This window comes from Pseudomonas sp. AM4(2022), assembly GCF_036346515.1.
GTDB lineage: Bacteria > Pseudomonadota > Gammaproteobacteria > Pseudomonadales > Pseudomonadaceae > Aquipseudomonas > Aquipseudomonas paracarnis.
The window spans coordinates 87,734-106,173 of sequence record NZ_JAOTNW010000009.1 but is presented as its reverse complement, the minus strand read 5'-3'; the positions used below and the strand labels follow the sequence as shown (position 1 = coordinate 106,173).

Annotated in this window: 12 protein-coding genes and 1 tRNA gene; 5 read left to right on the top strand and 8 right to left on the bottom strand. The window is 57.5% G+C overall.

The window, feature by feature from the left end; genetic code table 11:
* The first annotated feature begins 71 nt into the window (after window positions 1–71).
* Window positions 72–1,643, top strand: coding sequence for an aldehyde dehydrogenase (NADP(+)) (locus ODQ19_RS14470; protein WP_330210420.1), 1,572 nt, complete (start codon window positions 72–74; stop codon window positions 1,641–1,643).
* A 2-nt stretch (window positions 1,644–1,645) separates the two neighbouring features.
* On the top strand, window positions 1,646–2,893 hold the full coding sequence (locus ODQ19_RS14465; protein ID WP_330210419.1) for an NAD(P)/FAD-dependent oxidoreductase: 1,248 nt from the start codon (window positions 1,646–1,648) through the stop codon (window positions 2,891–2,893).
* Between the two features lie 3 nt (window positions 2,894–2,896).
* On the opposite strand, the gene ODQ19_RS14460 is transcribed toward ODQ19_RS14465, so the two are convergent.
* From ODQ19_RS14460 to pvdQ, 7 genes are all read right to left on the bottom strand, one after another.
* The gene (locus ODQ19_RS14460) at window positions 2,897–3,811 is read right to left on the bottom strand and encodes an ADP-ribosylglycohydrolase family protein (RefSeq protein ID WP_116667439.1); all 915 of its coding nucleotides are present in this window, start codon (window positions 3,809–3,811) and stop codon (window positions 2,897–2,899) included.
* A 36-nt stretch (window positions 3,812–3,847) separates the two neighbouring features.
* On the bottom strand, window positions 3,848–4,831 hold the full coding sequence (locus tag ODQ19_RS14455) for a GlxA family transcriptional regulator (protein WP_330210517.1): 984 nt from the start codon (window positions 4,829–4,831) through the stop codon (window positions 3,848–3,850).
* A gap of 839 nt (window positions 4,832–5,670) precedes the next feature.
* Window positions 5,671–6,279 (bottom strand): LysE family translocator, encoded by a 609-nt coding sequence (locus tag ODQ19_RS14450; protein ID WP_330210418.1) that lies wholly within the window; start codon window positions 6,277–6,279, stop codon window positions 5,671–5,673.
* A 522-nt stretch (window positions 6,280–6,801) separates the two neighbouring features.
* Window positions 6,802–7,521 (bottom strand): META and DUF4377 domain-containing protein, encoded by a 720-nt coding sequence (locus ODQ19_RS14445; RefSeq protein ID WP_330210417.1) that lies wholly within the window; start codon window positions 7,519–7,521, stop codon window positions 6,802–6,804.
* 598 nt (window positions 7,522–8,119) lie between these two features.
* Window positions 8,120–9,316 carry an SEC-C metal-binding domain-containing protein gene (locus tag ODQ19_RS14440; RefSeq protein WP_330210416.1) on the bottom strand — a complete coding sequence of 399 codons (1,197 nt, stop codon included), beginning with the start codon at window positions 9,314–9,316 and terminating at the stop codon, window positions 8,120–8,122.
* 226 nt (window positions 9,317–9,542) lie between these two features.
* Window positions 9,543–9,616: transfer RNA gene (locus tag ODQ19_RS14435), tRNA-Cys, on the bottom strand.
* 215 nt (window positions 9,617–9,831) lie between these two features.
* Window positions 9,832–12,111 (bottom strand): bifunctional acylase PvdQ, encoded by a 2,280-nt coding sequence (gene pvdQ, locus ODQ19_RS14430; RefSeq protein ID WP_330210415.1) that lies wholly within the window; start codon window positions 12,109–12,111, stop codon window positions 9,832–9,834.
* A 242-nt stretch (window positions 12,112–12,353) separates the two neighbouring features.
* Between pvdQ and ODQ19_RS14425 the strand changes: the two genes are divergently transcribed.
* Window positions 12,354–12,734: a fe2+ zn2+ uptake regulation protein gene (locus tag ODQ19_RS14425; RefSeq protein ID WP_330210414.1), complete on the top strand. Its 381-nt coding sequence runs from the start codon at window positions 12,354–12,356 to the stop codon at window positions 12,732–12,734.
* 10 nt (window positions 12,735–12,744) lie between these two features.
* Here ODQ19_RS14425 and ODQ19_RS14420 read toward each other — a convergent pair whose 3' ends face one another.
* On the bottom strand, window positions 12,745–12,939 hold the full coding sequence (locus tag ODQ19_RS14420; RefSeq protein WP_014718591.1) for a hypothetical protein: 195 nt from the start codon (window positions 12,937–12,939) through the stop codon (window positions 12,745–12,747).
* A 172-nt stretch (window positions 12,940–13,111) separates the two neighbouring features.
* Here ODQ19_RS14420 and ODQ19_RS14415 point away from each other — a divergent pair, with 172 nt between their 5' ends.
* Window positions 13,112–13,243 (top strand): hypothetical protein, encoded by a 132-nt coding sequence (locus ODQ19_RS14415; protein ID WP_256660483.1) that lies wholly within the window; start codon window positions 13,112–13,114, stop codon window positions 13,241–13,243.
* Window positions 13,244–13,476: 233 nt separating this feature from the next.
* Window positions 13,477–18,366, top strand: coding sequence for a hypothetical protein (locus ODQ19_RS14410; RefSeq protein ID WP_330210413.1), 4,890 nt, complete (start codon window positions 13,477–13,479; stop codon window positions 18,364–18,366).
* Window positions 18,367–18,440: the final 74 nt, after the last annotated feature.

Genomic DNA, 18,440 nt, shown 5'->3' with positions numbered 1-18,440 from the left:
AGCGCAAGCAAGCTTGCTCGCCACAGCAAGCTCGCTCTTACAACACCTCCTTTGTTTTCCAGGATGTCACCATGACTCTGACAGGCAAGATGCTGATCGGTCAGCAATCCATTTGCGGCCATCGCGATGCGATCCGGGCGATCAACCCCGCCACCAACGCCCTACTGGAACCCGCCTACGCTGGCGGAGATGAGCAACACGTCGAACAGGCTTGCGCACTGGCCTGGGCTACGTTCGATGCTTACCGCGAAACCACCTTGGCAGATCGCGCCACGTTGCTTGAAACCATCGCCACCCACATCGAAGCCTTGGGTGATGAGTTGATCGAACGCGCCTGCGCCGAAACCGGCTTGCCTCGCGCACGCATTGAAGGTGAACGCGGCCGTACCTGCGGGCAACTGCGCGCTTTTGCCCGCACCGTGCGCCTGGGCGAATGGCTCGACGTGCGCGTCGATACCGCACAGCCCCAGCGCCAACCCCTGCCCCGTGCCGACCTGCGCCAGCGCCATATCGCCCTGGGCCCGGTGGCGGTGTTCGGTGCCAGCAACTTCCCCCTGGCCTTCTCCGTGGCGGGCGGTGATACCGCATCGGCCCTTGCCGCCGGTTGCCCGGTGATCGTCAAGGCGCACAACGCGCACCCCGGCACTAGCGAACTGGTGGGCCGCGCCATTGCCCAGGCGGTTAAGCACTGCGGCTTGCCGGAGGGTGTGTTTTCACTGCTCTACGGCGCAGGTAATGAGCTGGGTATCGCATTGGTGCGCGACCCGCGCATCAAGGCCGTGGGCTTCACGGGGTCGCGCAGTGGCGGTATTACCCTGTGCCAAGCGGCGCAGGCACGCCCGGAGCCGATCCCGGTGTACGCAGAAATGAGCTCGATCAACCCGGTGTACCTGTTTCCTGCTGCGCTTGAAGCTCGGAGCGAAGCCTTGGCCGAAGGGTTCGTAGCGTCGCTGACCCAAGGCGCCGGCCAGTTCTGCACCAACCCTGGCCTGATGATCGCCCTGCAAGGCGCCGCTTTGGACCGCTTTATTCAGTCTGCCAGTGAGCGGCTCTCGCGTTGCCCGTCCCAGACCATGCTCACACCGGGCATCTTCAGTGCCTACGAAACCGGCGTGGCCGCCCTGGCCAGGCACGCCAGCAACGCCGCCAAGGGTTTGCCAGCGACCGGGCCGAACCAGGGCCAGGCCCATCTGTTCGTGACCCAGGCCGAGGCTTTCCTGAACAATGAACACCTGCAAGCCGAAGTATTCGGCGCCGCCTCGCTGGTGGTGCAGTGCCGCGATATCGAGCAAATGCGTCAGGTGTCCGAACACCTGGAAGGTCAACTCACCGCCACCCTGCAGATGGATGACTCAGACCTGCCACACGCACGGGCACTGCTGCCGGTGCTGGAGCGCAAGGCTGGGCGCCTGCTGGTGAACGGCTGGCCAACTGGCGTAGAAGTGTGCGACGCCATGGTGCATGGCGGGCCCTTCCCGGCGACTTCGGACGCGCGCAGTACCTCGGTGGGCACGGCGGCGATCCTGCGATTCCTGCGCCCGGTGTGTTACCAGGACGTCCCGGGCGCCTTGCTGCCCACCGCGCTGCAGCACGACAACCCGCTGCGGTTGCGGCGCCTACTCGACGGCCAGCGAGAAGCGTAATCATGGCCGATCCCAATCAAGCAGACATCGTGGTAGTCGGCGCCGGCATTATCGGCGTCGCCTGCGCCTTGCAGCTGGCACGCCAAGGCCGCCAAGTCGTCGTGGTCGACGCGCAGGCCCCCGGCATGGGCGCCTCCTACGGCAACGCCGGCCACCTGGCAACGGAGCAGGTGTTCCCCATCGCCGACCTGTCGATCCTCAAGCGCTTGCCCGCGATGCTCCTGGACCCCATGGGCCCGCTGCGCCTGGACTGGACCTACCTGCCCCGCGCCCTGCCCTGGTTCATCCGCCTGTTGCTGAACCTACGGCCAGCGCGTTACCAGCGCACCGTGGCGGGCCTTCGCGCCTTGAACGAAGGCAGCCTGGGCGCATGGCAACGCTTGCTGCAATCGATTGGGCAAACGCACTTGCTGCGCGAAGACGGGTCGCTACTGGTATTTGAGCGCGCCGAATCCCGCGCTGCACTGGATGCATTGCAGCACCGCATGACCCAGCAAGGCGTCGCCGTGCACTTTTGGAGCGGCGATGCAGTACGCACGGCTGCGCCGCAACTGAGCGACGCGATACAAGGCGGTTTGTTCTTTCCCGCTACCGGACACTTTCTGGACCCGTACAGAGTGGTTGGCGAACTGGTGAACGCGGCCAAGGCCGAGGGGGTGCAATTTCTCCAGCAACGCGTTCTGGACGGACGCCTGGAGGGTAGTGGCGTTTCCCTGATGACCGACCAAGGCGTACTGACAACGCAGCAAGTGCTGATCGCCTGCGGCGCCCATTCGGCCAAACTCACCGCCGCACTCACCGGCAAACAAGTGCCACTGGACACCGAACGTGGCTATCACCTGATGCTGCCCCACGAACAACAGCGCCTGCCATTCGCGGTCACTTCGCTGGAGCGCAAATTCATCATGACACCGATGACCGGCGGCCTGCGTCTGGCCGGCACGGTCGAATTCGCCGGCCTCGACCGCCCGGCCAATATGCAACGGGCCTGGCAGTTGCACCGGTTGAGCAAAGGGCTGTTCCGGCACGACTTGAGCGACAGCGAAGCCACGCCCTGGATGGGGTTTCGTCCTTCCCTGCCCGACTCGCTGCCGATCATTGACCGGGTGTGCGAGGGCAAAGTGCTGCTTGCATTTGGTCACCAGCATCTAGGGCTGACACAAGCGGCGGTGACGGCCGAAAGGGTTGGGCAGCTTGCGGCGGGTGAGCGGGTGCCAGAACTACAGCCTTATCGGCTGGATCGTTTCTGAACCTTACTGTGGTAGGCGCGAAGTGCTGAATAACGCATCAGCTGTTTCTTGGATTTCATCGCGCATCCATAGCTTGTTCAACCAACCGACAGGGATAGCCTGGACGCCGTAATACGCCCCCGCCAGTTGCCCAACGATTGCGGCAGTAGTGTCTGCATCATCCCCAAGGTTGGCGGCGGCGAGTATCGCCTCAGCAAAGTTGGAGGTCTGATCGAAACACCAGAATGCGGCCTCCAGCGAAGCCACTGCATAACCTGAGCCAACGATTTGAGCAGAGGTTTTATCGCGATAATCGCCAGAGGCGATAGCCTTGACCTTAGGGGCCGACAGCGCGGTGTGGGAAAAACTCAGCACCTGCTTCTTTGGAACACCGCTCAGGGCATTGCTGATAGCCTCGGCCAGCAGCAGACAGCACTCGATAGCCTCATGCGCGGCATGAGTAGTTCGCGAGCTTTGCTCGGCAAACAGGTGGATGTCCGCCCGATCTGGAAAGTAAAACAACACGACAGGTGCGAGGCGCATCATTGAACCATTGCCGGCCGAATACGGATGCGTTGAGCCCGCAAAAGCGTTGCCACTTAGCTGAAATTGCTCCAACGCTTCGCGAACCGTCATGCCGATATCAAAGCACTCTCCGGTAGAACTCAAGTAACCCCACTTCCACCAATTCAGATAGCGTCCCATCTGGTCAATCGCGTCAAAACCGCCTTTGCGCAACAGGCTTTCGGCCAGACACAGCGCCATGGACGTGTCGTCAGTCCATTGGCCAGGCTTGAGGCTAAACGGTCCGCCGCCTAGCATATCCGTCACGGGAGAAAAGCTGCCACGGGGCATGAATTCAACAGTCGTCCCTACAGCGTCGCCACACGCCAGCCCAAGTAGGCTGCCGCGATAACGATCCAAAAGCGTGATGTCCATTGCCACTCCTTGTGAAAATCTTTCTACACCCCCAGGTTACTTGACCAGCCGCTTCTCCTTGGAGGGGCGATAGCCGAAATACGCGCTGTAGCATTTGCTGAAATGGCTCGGCGAGACAAACCCGCACGCCACCAGCACATCCACCTGGGATAACTCAGTGTGCTGCAACAGGCGCCGCGCTTCTGTGACGCGCAATTCCATGTAGTAGCGTTGCGGCGTGGTGCCCAGCTGTTCTTTGAACAGGCGCTCCAACTGGCGGCGGGAACGGCCGGCGTAGACGGCGAGTTGATCGAGTTCCAGGGGCTCTTCTAGGTTGGCGTCCATCAGCTTCACCACCTCGCGCAGTGGCGCGCTGACACACATGTTTTCGGTGGGTTTGATGCGGCGGTAGCGCGACTCTTCGAACGCCAGGATATCTTCGATGCCTTCGACCAACGCTTTGCCATGCAGGCTCTTGATCCAGTCCAAGGCCATATGGAAAGCCCCCGAGGGGCTGGACGCGGTGAGGCGGTCGCGGTCGATGACATAGGGTTCGCTGGTGACCTGCGCCGCCTTGGACACTTCGGCCAGTGCCGGGCGATGCTCGGGATGGATGGCGCAGCGGTAACCCTGCAACAGCCCCGCACGCCCGAGGAACCAGGAACCGTTCCACAAACCGGCGAGGCGCACGCCTGCCTCGCCAGCACTGCGCAGCCATTGGATAAACGGCTCGCTGGCCTTGAGTTCGGTGCGAAAGCCACCGCAGATCACCAGAAGGTCCAAGTCCTGCAAGGTCGCCAGGATCAGGTTCGCATCCGGGCGAATGACCAGGCCCAGATCGCTGATGACTTCGCCCTCACCCCAGCCGAAGGTGCGCGTAGCGAACAGATCAGGGCGCAACAGATTGGCAGTCACCAGCGTATCGAGGGTCTGGGTAAAGGCCGGCAAGGAGAAGTGTTCGAGCAGCAGGAAACCGACACGGGTGACCGAGGTTGATTGCTGGGGGTTATCACTGAGGTAGCGCAGGTTCTTGCCTTGCATGCCACCGCTGAACTGGCGTCTTTCCATCGAGGGTCGGCCCACGCTTATTGTTGTGCAGTGGGCGCTATCTTAGGGGCAAATGCAGTGCCTGTCTCAGGTGACGCTCACGGCTGGCAGAGGCCGCGGCGCTGATCTTGATAAAAACTGTTCGCTTGAAAAGCCACGGCCCAGGCGCTGCGCGATCATCTGATACGGTTTTTTCTTTTCAATCTGCGCCTGTATTGAAAACCGCTTGAGGCGGACAATAACCCCATCCCGACACTCCTGTCGCCCCCTTCCCCTCGGAGGCCTTATGACCAAGATGGCAATTTTCCTGTTCGGCTTTTTGGTATTGACCATTGGCATCGGCATGTTGGCGACCATCTCGCCGGTCTAAGCCCGCGCTGCTGGCCCTGTGGCGAGGGAGCTTGCTCCCGTGACGACCTGATACCCGACGCCTATCTACCTGACGCCCCGAGATCTAAATGTGGGAGCTGGCTTGCCTGCGATGACGGCCTGACAGCCGACATCTATCTACCTGACACCCCGCGATCCTACTGTGGGAGCGGGCTTGCTCGCGAAGGCGGCCTGACAGTCAACACAGTTGGATTGTGTACATATCCATTCCTGCGGTAACGGCCACTTAGGGTTCCGCCCTGACGGCGGCTCACTTTGCAAAAGCCGGGATGCCGGCCCAGGCCAAAGTAAGCAAAACGCTCTTGCCCCACCCCTCGGCACCTCGCTTAGGCTCGGTGTGCCCGTAATCCGCCAGCGGGGTTTAACGGGGCGCTTCAGATCAAAAGCAGATCAAGAGCAAGATCAAGAGCGGCTCGCTTCGCATTGTGATTACCTACGCCACCTCAGCCCACAAACAGCATCGGATACAGCGACAGCACCAACAGCCCGGCCATGGACCAGTTGAACATCCGCAACCAGCGCGGCTCACGCAGCACGTTGCGCAAGCCGCTGCCACACCCCACCCACACGCACACACTCGGCAGGTTGACCACCGCAAACACCAGGGCGATCACCAGCACATTAGTGACATAACCCTCGGCCGGCGTGTACGTGGTGATCGCCCCCAGCGCCATGATCCACGCCTTGGGGTTGACCCACTGGAAGGCCGCCGCACCGAGGAAGGTCATCGGCTTGCCGTGTTCATCCGGGTTGTCAGACATACCGCCCGCATTGGCAATCTTCCACGCCAGATACAACAAATACGCGGCGCCGACATAACGCAACAGCGTGTAGGCCCACGGAAACAGTTTGAACACCTCGCCCAAGCCCAGCCCCACACAAATCACCAACAGCATGAAGCCAATGCTGATCCCCAGCGCATGAGGCATCGAACGACGAAAGCCGAAATTCACGCCTGAGGCCAGCAACATGGTGTTGTTGGGCCCTGGGGTGATCGAAGAGACAAAAGCGAACAGCACGAAAGCTGATAACAGGCTGGTAGACATGATCATGGCGCGGCATCCAAGCGGTGGTGATGTGCCTGCGACAGTAGTGGGTTACGGCGCGCTGCGCCCCGTACAGCTAGGGGGGGATCGAGGCATACACTTTTGAAGCCAGCCGTAAAGGCTGGCACAGGTGAATGGACAGTCAGCGGCTCTGAACTTCGCGCTGCTGGCTAGAGGCATGTTGTTTTTTTACATGTTTACGCGACCTGAGCTCATATTGATGGTGAATAAACCAGGCGACCAACAACAACCCGGTGACGCCAAAAACCAAGACCAATAGCTCTATTGCGGTACCTTCATGTGAAAACATCTTTCGTTCCTCGTCCTGAAGCCGTGTGACCTAAAAAACAGCCACACCGAAATTGTTTGTAATAATTCAAACATTTTCAGGGTAGTCGGCAAATGCGCACGTGACAACCCCTGATCGGCCCAGAACCCTTGATCTAGACGTGTCACTCGTCGAAAACACGGATAAATCACAGGCAATAAAAAACCCCGTAGACGCTAATCTACGGGGTTTCTGTTCGCTTACTTGCTGCCAGAAGCGTCCTGCTCGACCACCATATCCAACACGTAGACCGTCGAAGGCGCATCCGCTGGCGGATTCTTCCACTCGTATTGCTTGACCCGCAACACAGTGCGCACGCCGTCATGATGCACAAAGCCTTCGATGGGCTGGTACAGCGGATGCCAGGTGTCTTGGGTCGCCAGTTGCAGGCCCGCGTCGTCATAGCGACGTTCGCGCACTTGCAGGCACTGATAGTCCGGGATCAAAGGATGGCTGCACTTGACCGTCTTCGCCGCCACTTCCAGAAATTTGACCTCACCCTCGCTACCGTAACGGGTCTGCGGGGTGGCCTCGCCTTGCAGTTTGAGCACCGAGCCATCCGCTGTCGTCAGTTGCAGCATCGGTGCCATGTCACTGCCGGTGATGACAGCGCGCAGATCGCCCTTGAACAGCCGCCCTACTTGGGCGTCAAGGTCCATCAGGCTCTTGTCACAGGCCATCAGCGTAGAGGCCAGTGGCTGCACCTTCAAAACCCCGTCCTGATAGTGATAGCCGCCAAACTGCCGATTGCAGCCACCGCTGATGTTCAGGCTCTTGTCACCGAAGGCAACACGCAACTTGCGCTCGATGCCTTTGTTCATCGCCACGAGAGGCTTGCCCGACGCGTCAGTTGCCGAGACCAGGTTCCAGTCGTAAGCGGATAAGGTTGGCTGGGCTACAGCGGCTGAGGTGGTAGGCATTGAAGGTGATTCTTCATGGCTTTTGGAAGGGGCGGCACAGCCTTGGATGAGTGCAGCACACACGGCTACAAGAAGAATTTTTTGTTTCATGAGTCACTCTGTCAGCTTTGATGAGTGCGGGCGTTATCGTGCGCTGGCAGGATAAGCGCGCGGCTAAACCGGCATGTTGAGGTCGCGTGAGGCTTTAATGAGCGTAGACCCAATGCGCGCTTGGCGGACCTCGTCCTTGGCCGATAGCAATCGGACATCATTTGTTTGGTTCAGTTTCACGGAATGAGAGTGCAAGTGATGAATCGCCCAGAATTTTCGAGAGACCTTGCAAGCTCATTGCAGAATGCGCTCTCTAAACGTCAATCAGAGATCGCGCGTTGATTAATGGCCATGTTTTGACTCAAATTCATGACTCGAAATGTTTGGGATAGAGAACCGTCTTACTGTCGATCGTTTCTAGTCAGGGGAAACCGTTGCTTACTGAGCAAATCAAACTCAGCGATCAAGTTGGATCAGAGCGACCCTAAAGAGCTTTTCGTATAAAAACCTCTCTCTGACTTCGCCCCTCTCCGCCCCCCAAAACAAGGTACACGCTGTTATCTAGTTATCATTTAACTCGACAGCATCTCTTATACTTTTTCGTCGAACCACAGGGACATAGATCATTACTCCCAATTTTTTTTGCCTTTGAGGTCATGGCGCACCAGAGCAAATCAGTCGACTCATCTATCAAGCTGTAGAACTGCTGCGCCAATTCTAAATCGTCAGATTCAGCATTGAAACTCTCGATCGCTTCATCGATTGCTTTTTTTCTACTTTCATTTGAAGGGTGCGTGTCGCTCGCCTCACTGACAAACTTTCGGCTACTTCCGTAAGCCTTAAAATCAGCGTAACGCTTTGCGAGATCCAAACTCGAAAAAAATAACTTAATCGCCCCCAAAATATGGCGAAGTTCATAACCTTCTTTTTTGAGTGCGAAGACCGTAAGCACCAAACCGAAATAATCCGCTTCAAATTCCTGAACATGGGACGTCGGCAAGGATATTTCAGGTGCTGCTATATGCAATTTAGAAAGTAACTCACTCAAATGACCTGCATACACATGGCCAAACTCATGAGCAACAACAAAAACCTCCATGCTAGTACGGAGGATATTACTCAACCGAATACTGCTCGTATCAACGGAAAAAGGTGGGGAGGTACCCGGTCGCCCCGTCTTGACAAACGCTTCAAGCACACTCTTTAGCCGAATAGGAATTTCCGGCGAGCTCTCAATGACCGCTCGTAAAATTTTTTTATTCCCTGAACGAGACTCTACGTTAGCCGTCAAGCATTGAGCATATAACTTAGAGAGAATATTGCAAAAAGTTAATAGCTCCGGATCAAACAGCAAAAAAGCTTTCGAAGAGCACGGTAGGTTAACGGCCATCGCATTAACTTGGCCTGTCGGCAGCGTTGCATGGAGTGGAAAAAGCTCCACTTCAAGACCCAAATCTTTAGCTGCCCCTTTTACTTTCTGAATCAACGAACTTATCTGTTGATACCCCCACGGACTGTCATATCTCGTGGGCAGTGCAAGCCCAGCTAAATCCTGTAAAACTTTTTCTGCTACATTTTCAGTATCGAGCTTAAACAGCTCAATATTTTTACTCCGCATCTCTTCAAATACAATTTTATTATTCGCCTGTTCATGCTGCAATTTATGCAATTTTTCATCTGGCAAATCTCCAAATCTGCCCTGCGCCAAATACATCTCCAAGCACTTGTAATTTGGGCACTCATCTGACAAAAACTTCCTTTGCATTGTCTCTCCTTAAATTCGAAGCTATTACACAACAAACGAAACGGTTAAAGCCAAGTGATAACGAAAGCCAGGCGTAGACCTACTTTTTTCGGCTTATTTTCGCCAATAATGGCGTAGCGCTACCATACCCAATCCGAGCGTAAACATCACGGTAATAACTCGAAATTTCGCATTTTTTTAGACAACAAAAAGCCCCGCAGACGTTAATCTACGGGGCTTTTAAGAGTGGAGGCCGAGGTCGGAATCGAACCGGCGTAGGCGGATTTGCAATCCGCTGCATAACCATTTTGCTACTCGGCCTCAAACGATCAATGCCCTTGTTGCTGACATTCACCGCATACAAACTTGAGTGGGGCTATGTGAAGCCTGCCTCTACTCTAACTCATTGAATACATTGAAGTTTTTAATGCTTCGTTGCGTTCGATGGGCGCCATTATGTACTCATTTGCCTAGGCCTGCAACCCCTTGATTTCAAAAAATATTCTGCCTTGGCATCAAGGGGTTGCGCCTCCGCCCTACTCCTTCACCGTATGGATTTGATACTGCGGGTCGGCCTTGATCTGGGCCTCGGTGAAGGGCAATGGGCGCAGTTTTTTCTCGGAGAAGGCTTGGGTCTGGTCCTTTGAGTTGGCGGATGCAGGGTCGCTGGACTCGGAGAAGGCCAGTACGCCGACCGCGTTGGGGCCTTTGTCGTCGAAGCTGACGATTTGCAGGTAGCTGGTGCCGCTGATGACTTCGCGTTTGCCGTCGGCGCGGGGCACGGTTTGCATGGCGTTGTAGACGCCGAGTTCTTGAGGACCGCCGTGGATGGGGGTTTGGCCAGAGACTTGGATATCGCCCCAACGGGTCTGCCCCAGTTTGTTGACCTCAGCGCTGGAGGCTAGCATGGCTTCGCGCAATGCCTTGGCGACCGGGGCGCGGTCGATGGCGAGGCCGCTAGGGGTGGTCAGGGGATGGGCCGGATCGAAGGCCACGCGCCAGGCGTCGGGGATTTGCTGCAGGTGTTGCATCAGGTTGATGAAGTGCACCAGGCCCACGCCGCTGTCGAGGTTGGCGCGCTGGTCCCAGTTTTTCAGGCTGGTGCACAGCGGTTGCAGTGCAGCGGCATCGGCCCCGAGGTTTTTGGCGCAGAACGCCAGCAGGTCGGGCATGACTTGGCCCGCCAGATACACCTCGTTGTCCATGACCATGTCTTGCAGGTCGGTGACGCTGATCGGCTGCTTCTCAAGGGCTTGCAGGCGCTGGAGCGCGAAGCGCGCACGCGGGCCGAGGCCGATGTTGTCCTGGCTGATCACCGGCGAAAAGCCCCTTAGCGGCGCCTTGGGGTTGGCCATCCAGGCGGAATCGTTGGAGTGTTGCACGTAGTCGCCGCGTTGCAACTGGGGCAACTGGTCGGCCGGGAAGATACCCGGCTGGGCCGCGCGCGGGTCGATGTCCCAGGCACAGGCGCTGTGGGCGCCGTCGAGCACGATCATTTGCAGGCCGGCCCGTGGGTCGCTGCATGTTGCCAGTTTGGCGGCGCTGACGTTGGGCACCACCGACAGGTTCATGTACAGGCTCTGGCCCTGGTCATCGGCGGCCAGGGTGTTGACCCAGGGGATGCCTTGCAGGGTATGCACTGAGGTTTGCAGCTCCTTGAGGCTACCGGCGCGGTTCATGGCGTACCACTGTTGCAGCACCCGGTCGTTGCCCAGGTTGGCGTCCCTCAGACTGAAGGCGTAGCGGCTGTCCCAGTCGAGCTTGCCCGGCCATTGCACTACGGGGCCAAACTGCGAACTGTAGACGTTGTGGGTCACCGCCTTGAGGCTGCCGTCGGCTTGCTTGACCTGTACCGTAACGGCCGTTTTATCCAGGGGCACGGATTTGCCGTCCAGCAGGTAACGGGTGGCGTCCTTGGGGTCGAGGGTCAGGCGGTACAGGGTGAAATGCTTGGAGGTGTCGACGGTGTGGGTCCACGCCACATGCTGGTTGAAGCCGATGTTCACCACGGGCAGCCCTGGCAATGCGGCGCCCATCACATCCAACTGGCCAGGGATGGTCAGGTGCATCTGGTAAAAACGCATGCCGCCCACCCAAGGAAAATGCGGGTTGGCCAGCAGCATGCCACGGCCATTGAATGAGCGGTCACGGCCCACGGCAACGGCATTGCTGCCTCGGTCCAGCGTGAAGCGTTGTTGGTTGGCTGCGGCCAGTGCAAAGGCTTTGGCGTTGGATTGGACACCGGCGGTGGCTTGGGGGGGTGCAGCCCCGACTAAGGCTTCGGCGAATTGGCCGACGCCCCCTTCCACCAATAGCCTACGGGTCAACTTGACCAAGTCTTCCACTACCAAGGGGCGTACCCACGCGGCCTGGCACTGTGCGGGTGCACCCTGCTCCTTGAGGTAACGGTTGTAGCCGGCCACATACCCTTCGAGGCGCTGTTGCATCTGCGGGGTCTGGGCTTTCCAGAATGCCGCCACTGCCTTGGGTGTGTTCAGCCAGTTGAAGAACACATCGCTGGCGAGGTTGTTGCGCTCTTCCAAGGTCGCCTGGTCCGGCCCGAAAAACCTGGCGCGCTGGCCATTGACCGTGGTCACCTCATTGGCCAACAGGCACAGGTTGTCCTGGGCATAGGCGTACCCCATACCCACCCCCAGGCCACGCTCGTCAACGGCGCGAATATGCGGCACGCCATAACTGGTACGCCGGATATCCGCCGACGCCTGCGTTACTTGTTCCCGTGCCGATACGGCCAGGCTCAACCCCAGCAACAGCCCTGCCACGCCCACTCTGGACAACCCGTTGGAAATAATCACGCCGACTCCACAGTCAAATTGAACACCCTCACAAGGGATGGTTACCCCACCGTAAGAACGCAGATCGACCGGAATAATTTAGCCGCACAAGGCTGTATATCGTCAGCGCTTGAAAGGTGACAAATCTGATACCGACAAATTTTCTACATTCATCGTTTCATGATTTGCGTCACTCGTTCGTCTTATTACTCAAGAGCACCATCTTTTCCTGATCAGGCTCTGAAAAGAAAAGGAGTTTTTGCATGTATAACCCGCAAGTGCCCACGGATGGACATTCAAAGGCCACCGATACCCACTATGGCAATAGCACACAAGCGTTCGGCAACGCGCCCGAACAGCAAGGCAACCAGCGCATCCGCCATTTGCTCAAGTGCTTCGGTTTGCGCACCAGCCTGATTCGGCTGAAGGTCATCGACGCCCTCCTCACCGCTGCCGACAACCAGCGCAGCCTCGGGGTACGCGGCGTGCACAGCCACCTGCTGGAGCTGGGCATTCCGTTGTCGTTTCTCAGCGTGCGCGAGGTACTCAAGCGTCTATGCAGCGAGGGCGTCATCACCCTGAACGCCGACAAGAGCTACAGCCTCCATGAAGAGGCTGCCAAGGTACTCGAAGGTCGTGCCTGACTGACACGCGTCAGAAGTTAGGCTTGACCTTGCGGCGCATGATGCCGTTGATCACCACGACGACCACGGCAATCGCGATGGCCAGGTACTGGAAGGTTTTCTCGCTGATCACGCCAGTGTTCTGCAGATAAGACAGGCCAAACATCGCGCCCAGTACAGCCAGGGCAATCAGAAGCGAGTATTTCAAGCGTTGCTTTTGGGTCATGACGAATTCCTGGACCTGAAGGATGTATCCACTGTGTATCGCCGCGCATGCCAAGCACATACCCAATTACGGGGATGGCACGGCGTCGGCGGGGTCTTATGTTACAGGCGATGAACGGATTTGGCTTGTCCTACGCCTGACAGACCTTTGAAGCCCCTTGGAGAATTGTGAAATGCTTCGACGACTCATCCTGCTGGTTCCCTTGATGATCATGCTGAGCCTGGGCGGTTGTTTCTTCTTCCCCCGCGGCGGTGGCTGGCATGATCGCCACGATGATGGCGGCCGAGGTTACGAACGTCGCTGATCCCCTCGCAGTACTCCGCCCTAACGACCTGCCCCTGCGTGCTCACCGTGTGCAGCAAGCTCACTTTCCTCGTGTTGCTGCACCGACGCGGTACATATTCGTTAATAACATTCCCCGGGCGCCTTCGGAACCTTCCGACGCTCTCACCCCAATTATTCGAGGCCCAAACAAGGAAGAATCATCCCTCGGATTATCATCAGGACGCGTGGGCCAATGCCATTGGAATAACTCACTTGATTTCAGGTATCGCCCACCATCGCCTGCGCCGAAACGTCTCCAGCGATGAAATCGCCCCCCCTTCCCACACCCGGCCGATGCCAGGGACGGCCCAGACGACAACCGTTCCAGACGTGGATGCCATCACGCCGGCCAGCGCGATTCGTTCTGACCTGATCAAGGGCCTTCAAATAACTGATCAACGTTTGTTGCTCAATCAATACCAACAACTCAACCAAGACATCCAGGCACTGCTGCTGCGCCAGCCGACGCTCAGCAGCGTTATCGAGCAGCAATTGAACCGCAGCTTCGGCACTACACCGCCTGTAGACGCCTCGTCACTGTATGTGCATCGCTATCACACTGATGAACACGGCCAACGCACATTGATCTCGGTGCAGAGCATCACCGAAGCCCTGTTCAATGCACTGCGCCAGCTCAAGGCACCTCCCGACGCCCAGGCCTCGACCAGTACCGCCAGCACAGAGGTCGGCTTCTACACCAGCGCCTCGCCAAGCGAAAGCAGCCAGCAATTGCACACTCGCGACACCCTCCTTTCGATTGCACAAACCATCGAAAAAGAACTGCCCCTGAGCCTTTCCCGATTCTGGACCGAGCCACGCACAGGCGAACCCAACCCCGAGTCACCCCAGAACGAATTGCTCGGTATCCACCGGGAGATGCTATCCACCCTGGCCGCCTTGGGCGTGGAAGACGGTGCGTTAACGCCCGCCGCCAAATCATTGATCGACAAGGCGCTTGAGTATCCAACCCTGCAGGCTCGGGAAGGCGCGATGAAGGATGGTGAAAGGCCCGGTGTCTACCCGCTCAAATTGGATACGCCAAGCCCAGAGGGCAGCCTGCTGGCAGGGGCCTTCCTGATCACCAGCAGCGATGGATCGTCGGCGACACGCCCATTCAATAGCGCACAGACAGACCGAACCTTACTTCCTGGCCAACAGCAAGGGCTGACGGTGCTTTACACACCTCGCGATGGCTACGAAACATTCGACAGCCCGGCCAAGGCACTTGCGACCTTGCGTCAACGCATTAACGACGACCCCGAGGCCGCAGCGCAGCTACTGCAGAGTGTGCCGGTGGAGGTTCAAAACGGCTTGAAGGATGACTGGAAAAACCACTTGAGCCAGGACCTCTCCCCAGTGACCTGCGACGTCATTGCCACAGGCGTGCCGCAGTTGCTGGAGCGCCAGCGGCATCAGGTGAGCAACGCACTGCAAGCGTTGTATGAGTCGAACAACGTTGAACCGACGCTTGTCGACCCCTGGGGGCATCTACTGACTGAGATGGGCCTGCCTGAGGCTGCCGACCTGGGACCGCATTTCGACGGCAACAGCGCCCTGTTGGCGCGTGCGCAATGGCTGGACGAGCGGGCGAACAGCCTCGACGCGCGCCAGGCACTGGATCAAAGCCTGGGTGATCAGAAAAACTGGCGATACCTGGCGCAAAAACTCAACGAGTCTGCCCAGGCCTTGCCGCAAAGCCCAACAGAACGTGAGGTGTCGGCCCTGCTGAAAAAAACGCCGATGAATATCGCGCCAGACTCGGCCCATTACCAAGCCTATATACGGACACCTGGTATGTCCGTAAGCCTCGAAGCCTTCCTGCTTGAAAACGGCTTGCCATTGCCCAAAACCGTGGACGACTTGCTGGCCTTGGCGCAAAGCGCAAAAGCACGCGCACAGCAACACCCCATGGGCAACTTCGCAGGAGGCCTGTCCTGGCCGATCCCCTTGGATGTCAACCAACAAGACACGCTGCGCACGGCCGCCGTCGAACATGCCAGCAGCGATCCCGACTTACCGCAGGAGAATCCCAAGCGCGGCGTACTGGAACATCTGGGTAGAAACCTGAGTTTCTCCGAGCAGGCACTGGCGGACCCGGTCAAGGTGCTCGAAACCCTGATCAGCTCCAAGGATGGCCAGGCTCTAGGCCAAGCCATGCAAACCAAAATGAATGGTATCGCCACCAACACCAGCGTAAACGACTATGCGCTGGCGGCGATCCAATTGATGCTGGATCCCGAGTCGTTGACGGCGCCTGTGCGAAACCATGTGGCAGGTTTCGACCTGGCGCAGAAAAGTCATTGGGGCAAACCGCTTTCGACCATCACCAACAGCCTGCGCCAACACTTGATTGACACGGGGCGCGAATCCCCTGAGCTCGCTGACGCGGCCGCACATCTGTTACTCAGACGCACGGCGCCGCAATTGCTGGTCAAGAACATTCCTGATTCGGTAGTTTACGGCAGCGCCGCGTGGGCGAACCTTTGCATTGCAGTAGCCGCCATTGAAGCCAAGACTCCAGGCCGCGTGGCCGCCCTGTCTTATGCCGAAGTGATGATCACCGCCGACACTGCTGGCGCCGTGCCCGCCTCTGCGCAAGCCGCAGTGATGTTGGATTGGGCCGTGGCCAATGACATTCTTCCAGCGAAAGACGATGCCCTGTATGAGCCAGCCGACCTGGAAAAAGCCCAGGCGCTGTTCAAAGCACAACTCGATAAGCTGATAGAAGCCTCATCGCTCATCGGCGGGAGTTTTCCAAGCCGTAAACAAATGGCGCTGGACCTGCTCGTGAAGACATTCGGCCCCGGCATGGACTTCGAGCTCAAGATGTTCTCCAGATACAATGGCGATACGCCCAGCGCGCCGCGCTCACTGGTGGAAATCGTCATGGAAGAACTGGTCATGGAGGGTCGCTGGGTACTCACGAAAGAAAATACCGGCGTGGACCTTGATGCGGTCATTGCCTTCACCCACAGTGCGCCATTCAATATTCAACGAGCGTTTGAGGATGCCTTTTCTACCGCCTTGGACAATCATAAGACCGCTAAAAAAACAGCTCTCCTCAACGCACTCGGCAACCTGCCGCCCGAAGACAGAAAAAACTTGACCCAGGGCAAGCTCAATTATTTTCAAGAAAAAAGTTACAAGGTGGGCATGATCCCTTTCGAAGGCGACACCTTGTTTCACACCAACCCTACCGTACTGGTCACCGCGCAAAACAATGGACAAACAACCACCTATGAGTTCGATACGGTAAACGGCGTTATCCGAAGCCGGGGCAACAGAAAAACACCGGCGGCCCCTGTCAAGTTCTCCAACGAGATAATCAGGGAAGAGCCATTTTATCCGGACAGAGACAAGGTCAAGATCGTTGACAGCGGGCAATCGATTCTCGCAAGTATCCCGGCCAACCCTGTGCCGTTTTCATGGATTGACCTGGATGATTTGAAGGAAAGCAAGCTGGATCGCGAACAGCCTTCCACGGCACCCCAGCCGTATATGTTCCTGAACCCACGCACTCACCATATCGCCGACTCCGTGCTCAAGGCGTTGGACCTGGATAATCCCACCATCAAAAAAGCCGCTGCGGGGACCACGACCTTTGAGCGTAATCATGAAAAGCTGACGAACTTCAAAGAGTTTTTGCTCAACCTTATTCCCTTCCGTTCCGCAATCGTCAATTTCATGGACGGCAACTACGGCGAGGGGATCACTGACGTCACCTTGGATATTTTCGGTTTGGTCACCGCCGGCATCGGCCTGGCGGCCAAGCTAGGTAAAGTGCTAGGTGCAACTGCATCGGCGGCGAGCAAGGCACTCAAGGTGACGAAAGTCATGGTGCCGTCCCTGCTCAAGGAGTTGAACCCCTTGAACGGCGTGGGCGATCTGCTAAAAGGCGCGGGCAAAATCACTTATGAAGGCGCAGAAGCGTTAGCTGGCGCGGTGGGTTCCCTCAAGGGCAGCGCAAACCGCGATGCGCTGATCCGCGCCGCAAACCGCTATGAGGCCGCTGCAACGGGGACCCTCAAGGTGGGCGAACAGGTGGTGCACGGCTCTGCCGTCAAGCACAACGGTAAATGGTACGCCTACGACGCAACAACACAGAAGCCCTATGGAGCGGCCATAGAGTTTTCTCCAGTCGATCTACTGATGCCGCCTTCGCCTAACCTGAGTGTCACAGGCAGCCGCACGGGGGTACGTCATAATCCACTGAGCAGAGCGTCCCGTCCCAGCAAGCCTGTCGCCAGAGTCCCCTTGCCCGACGACGAATACGCGACAAGCCGAAAAACCAATGGCGCTCTCATCCTTGATCATTTCACTCCCAATAGAATTCGGGCCACTCGTGAGAAGTTCACGCTGGAGAAAAGTGGTTACTTTCAAGACGCGGCAAAAGGCAAGACCCCACCCCCTGCTGCTATTCCCGATATCAAGGATGCCCTAACGCCCAACCAAACGTTTGAGAAAGCGTTGAAGGAAACCGATGTGCTGGTGCTGGGAGAGAACCACAATGAAATTGCGAGCCTGATTGCGATGCGCGATGGGATGAAAACATTCAAAGAAAATGGCGTGACCGCCATCTACTTGGAAGGTGTGACACTCGACCCGTCCGGCCTGCCAGACTACCGCTCGTTCCTAAACTCTGTACGGCAAAGACCCGGGGGCGAGAAAATCTTTGAAGAGTTGCAACTGGAGGCCGATAAGTGGGGAATAGAATTAATGCCGCTGGAGCATGTGTATCTGACACGGCACTCAGACACCCCTGGTTATTTCAAGGGTCTGAGCACACTTCCAAAAGACTCCCCCGCCTATGCCGCGTTGTCCCGGCAGCGTCTTGAGGAAGTCAATTATTACGGTGCCAGGCAAGTCATGAAGAAAGAACTTGGAGGAAAAACTGTCGTTTTGGTCGGCCGCTCGCATATGAATACCGCCGAGGGTGTTCCTGGTATCGCTGAGTTAACCGGTGGCATCGGTATTGGCGTCTATCAAAAGTCCGATGTCGCGCAGAGTGTGGGGCGTAAGGCTGGTGTGCAGCGCGATACGTCCAAGAGAATCTCCGGCCGCGATGACACCGTGGGTGATTTGCAAATTGACATAAAAACATAAGTATCAGGTTAGCCGTTGGGGCAACACGCCCCAACGGGACACGCCGTTTACATCACATGGCGACCTTTCAGTGC

Excerpts from the sequence above, each read along its gene's own strand:
- ODQ19_RS14470 (WP_330210420.1), top strand. The coding sequence starts at position 72 with ATGACTCTGACAGGCAAGATGCTGATCGGTCAGCAATCCATTTGCGGC.
- ODQ19_RS14465 (WP_330210419.1), top strand. The coding sequence starts at position 1,646 with ATGGCCGATCCCAATCAAGCAGACATCGTGGTAGTCGGCGCCGGCATT.
- ODQ19_RS14460 (WP_116667439.1), bottom strand. The coding sequence starts at position 3,811 with ATGGACATCACGCTTTTGGATCGTTATCGCGGCAGCCTACTTGGGCTG.
- ODQ19_RS14455 (WP_330210517.1), bottom strand. The coding sequence starts at position 4,831 with ATGCAAGGCAAGAACCTGCGCTACCTCAGTGATAACCCCCAGCAATCA.
- ODQ19_RS14450 (WP_330210418.1), bottom strand. The coding sequence starts at position 6,279 with ATGATCATGTCTACCAGCCTGTTATCAGCTTTCGTGCTGTTCGCTTTT.
- ODQ19_RS14445 (WP_330210417.1), bottom strand. The coding sequence starts at position 7,521 with ATGCCTACCACCTCAGCCGCTGTAGCCCAGCCAACCTTATCCGCTTAC.
- ODQ19_RS14440 (WP_330210416.1), bottom strand. The coding sequence starts at position 9,316 with ATGCAAAGGAAGTTTTTGTCAGATGAGTGCCCAAATTACAAGTGCTTG.
- ODQ19_RS14425 (WP_330210414.1), top strand. The coding sequence starts at position 12,354 with ATGTATAACCCGCAAGTGCCCACGGATGGACATTCAAAGGCCACCGAT.
- ODQ19_RS14420 (WP_014718591.1), bottom strand. The coding sequence starts at position 12,939 with ATGACCCAAAAGCAACGCTTGAAATACTCGCTTCTGATTGCCCTGGCT.
- ODQ19_RS14415 (WP_256660483.1), top strand. The coding sequence starts at position 13,112 with ATGCTTCGACGACTCATCCTGCTGGTTCCCTTGATGATCATGCTGAGC.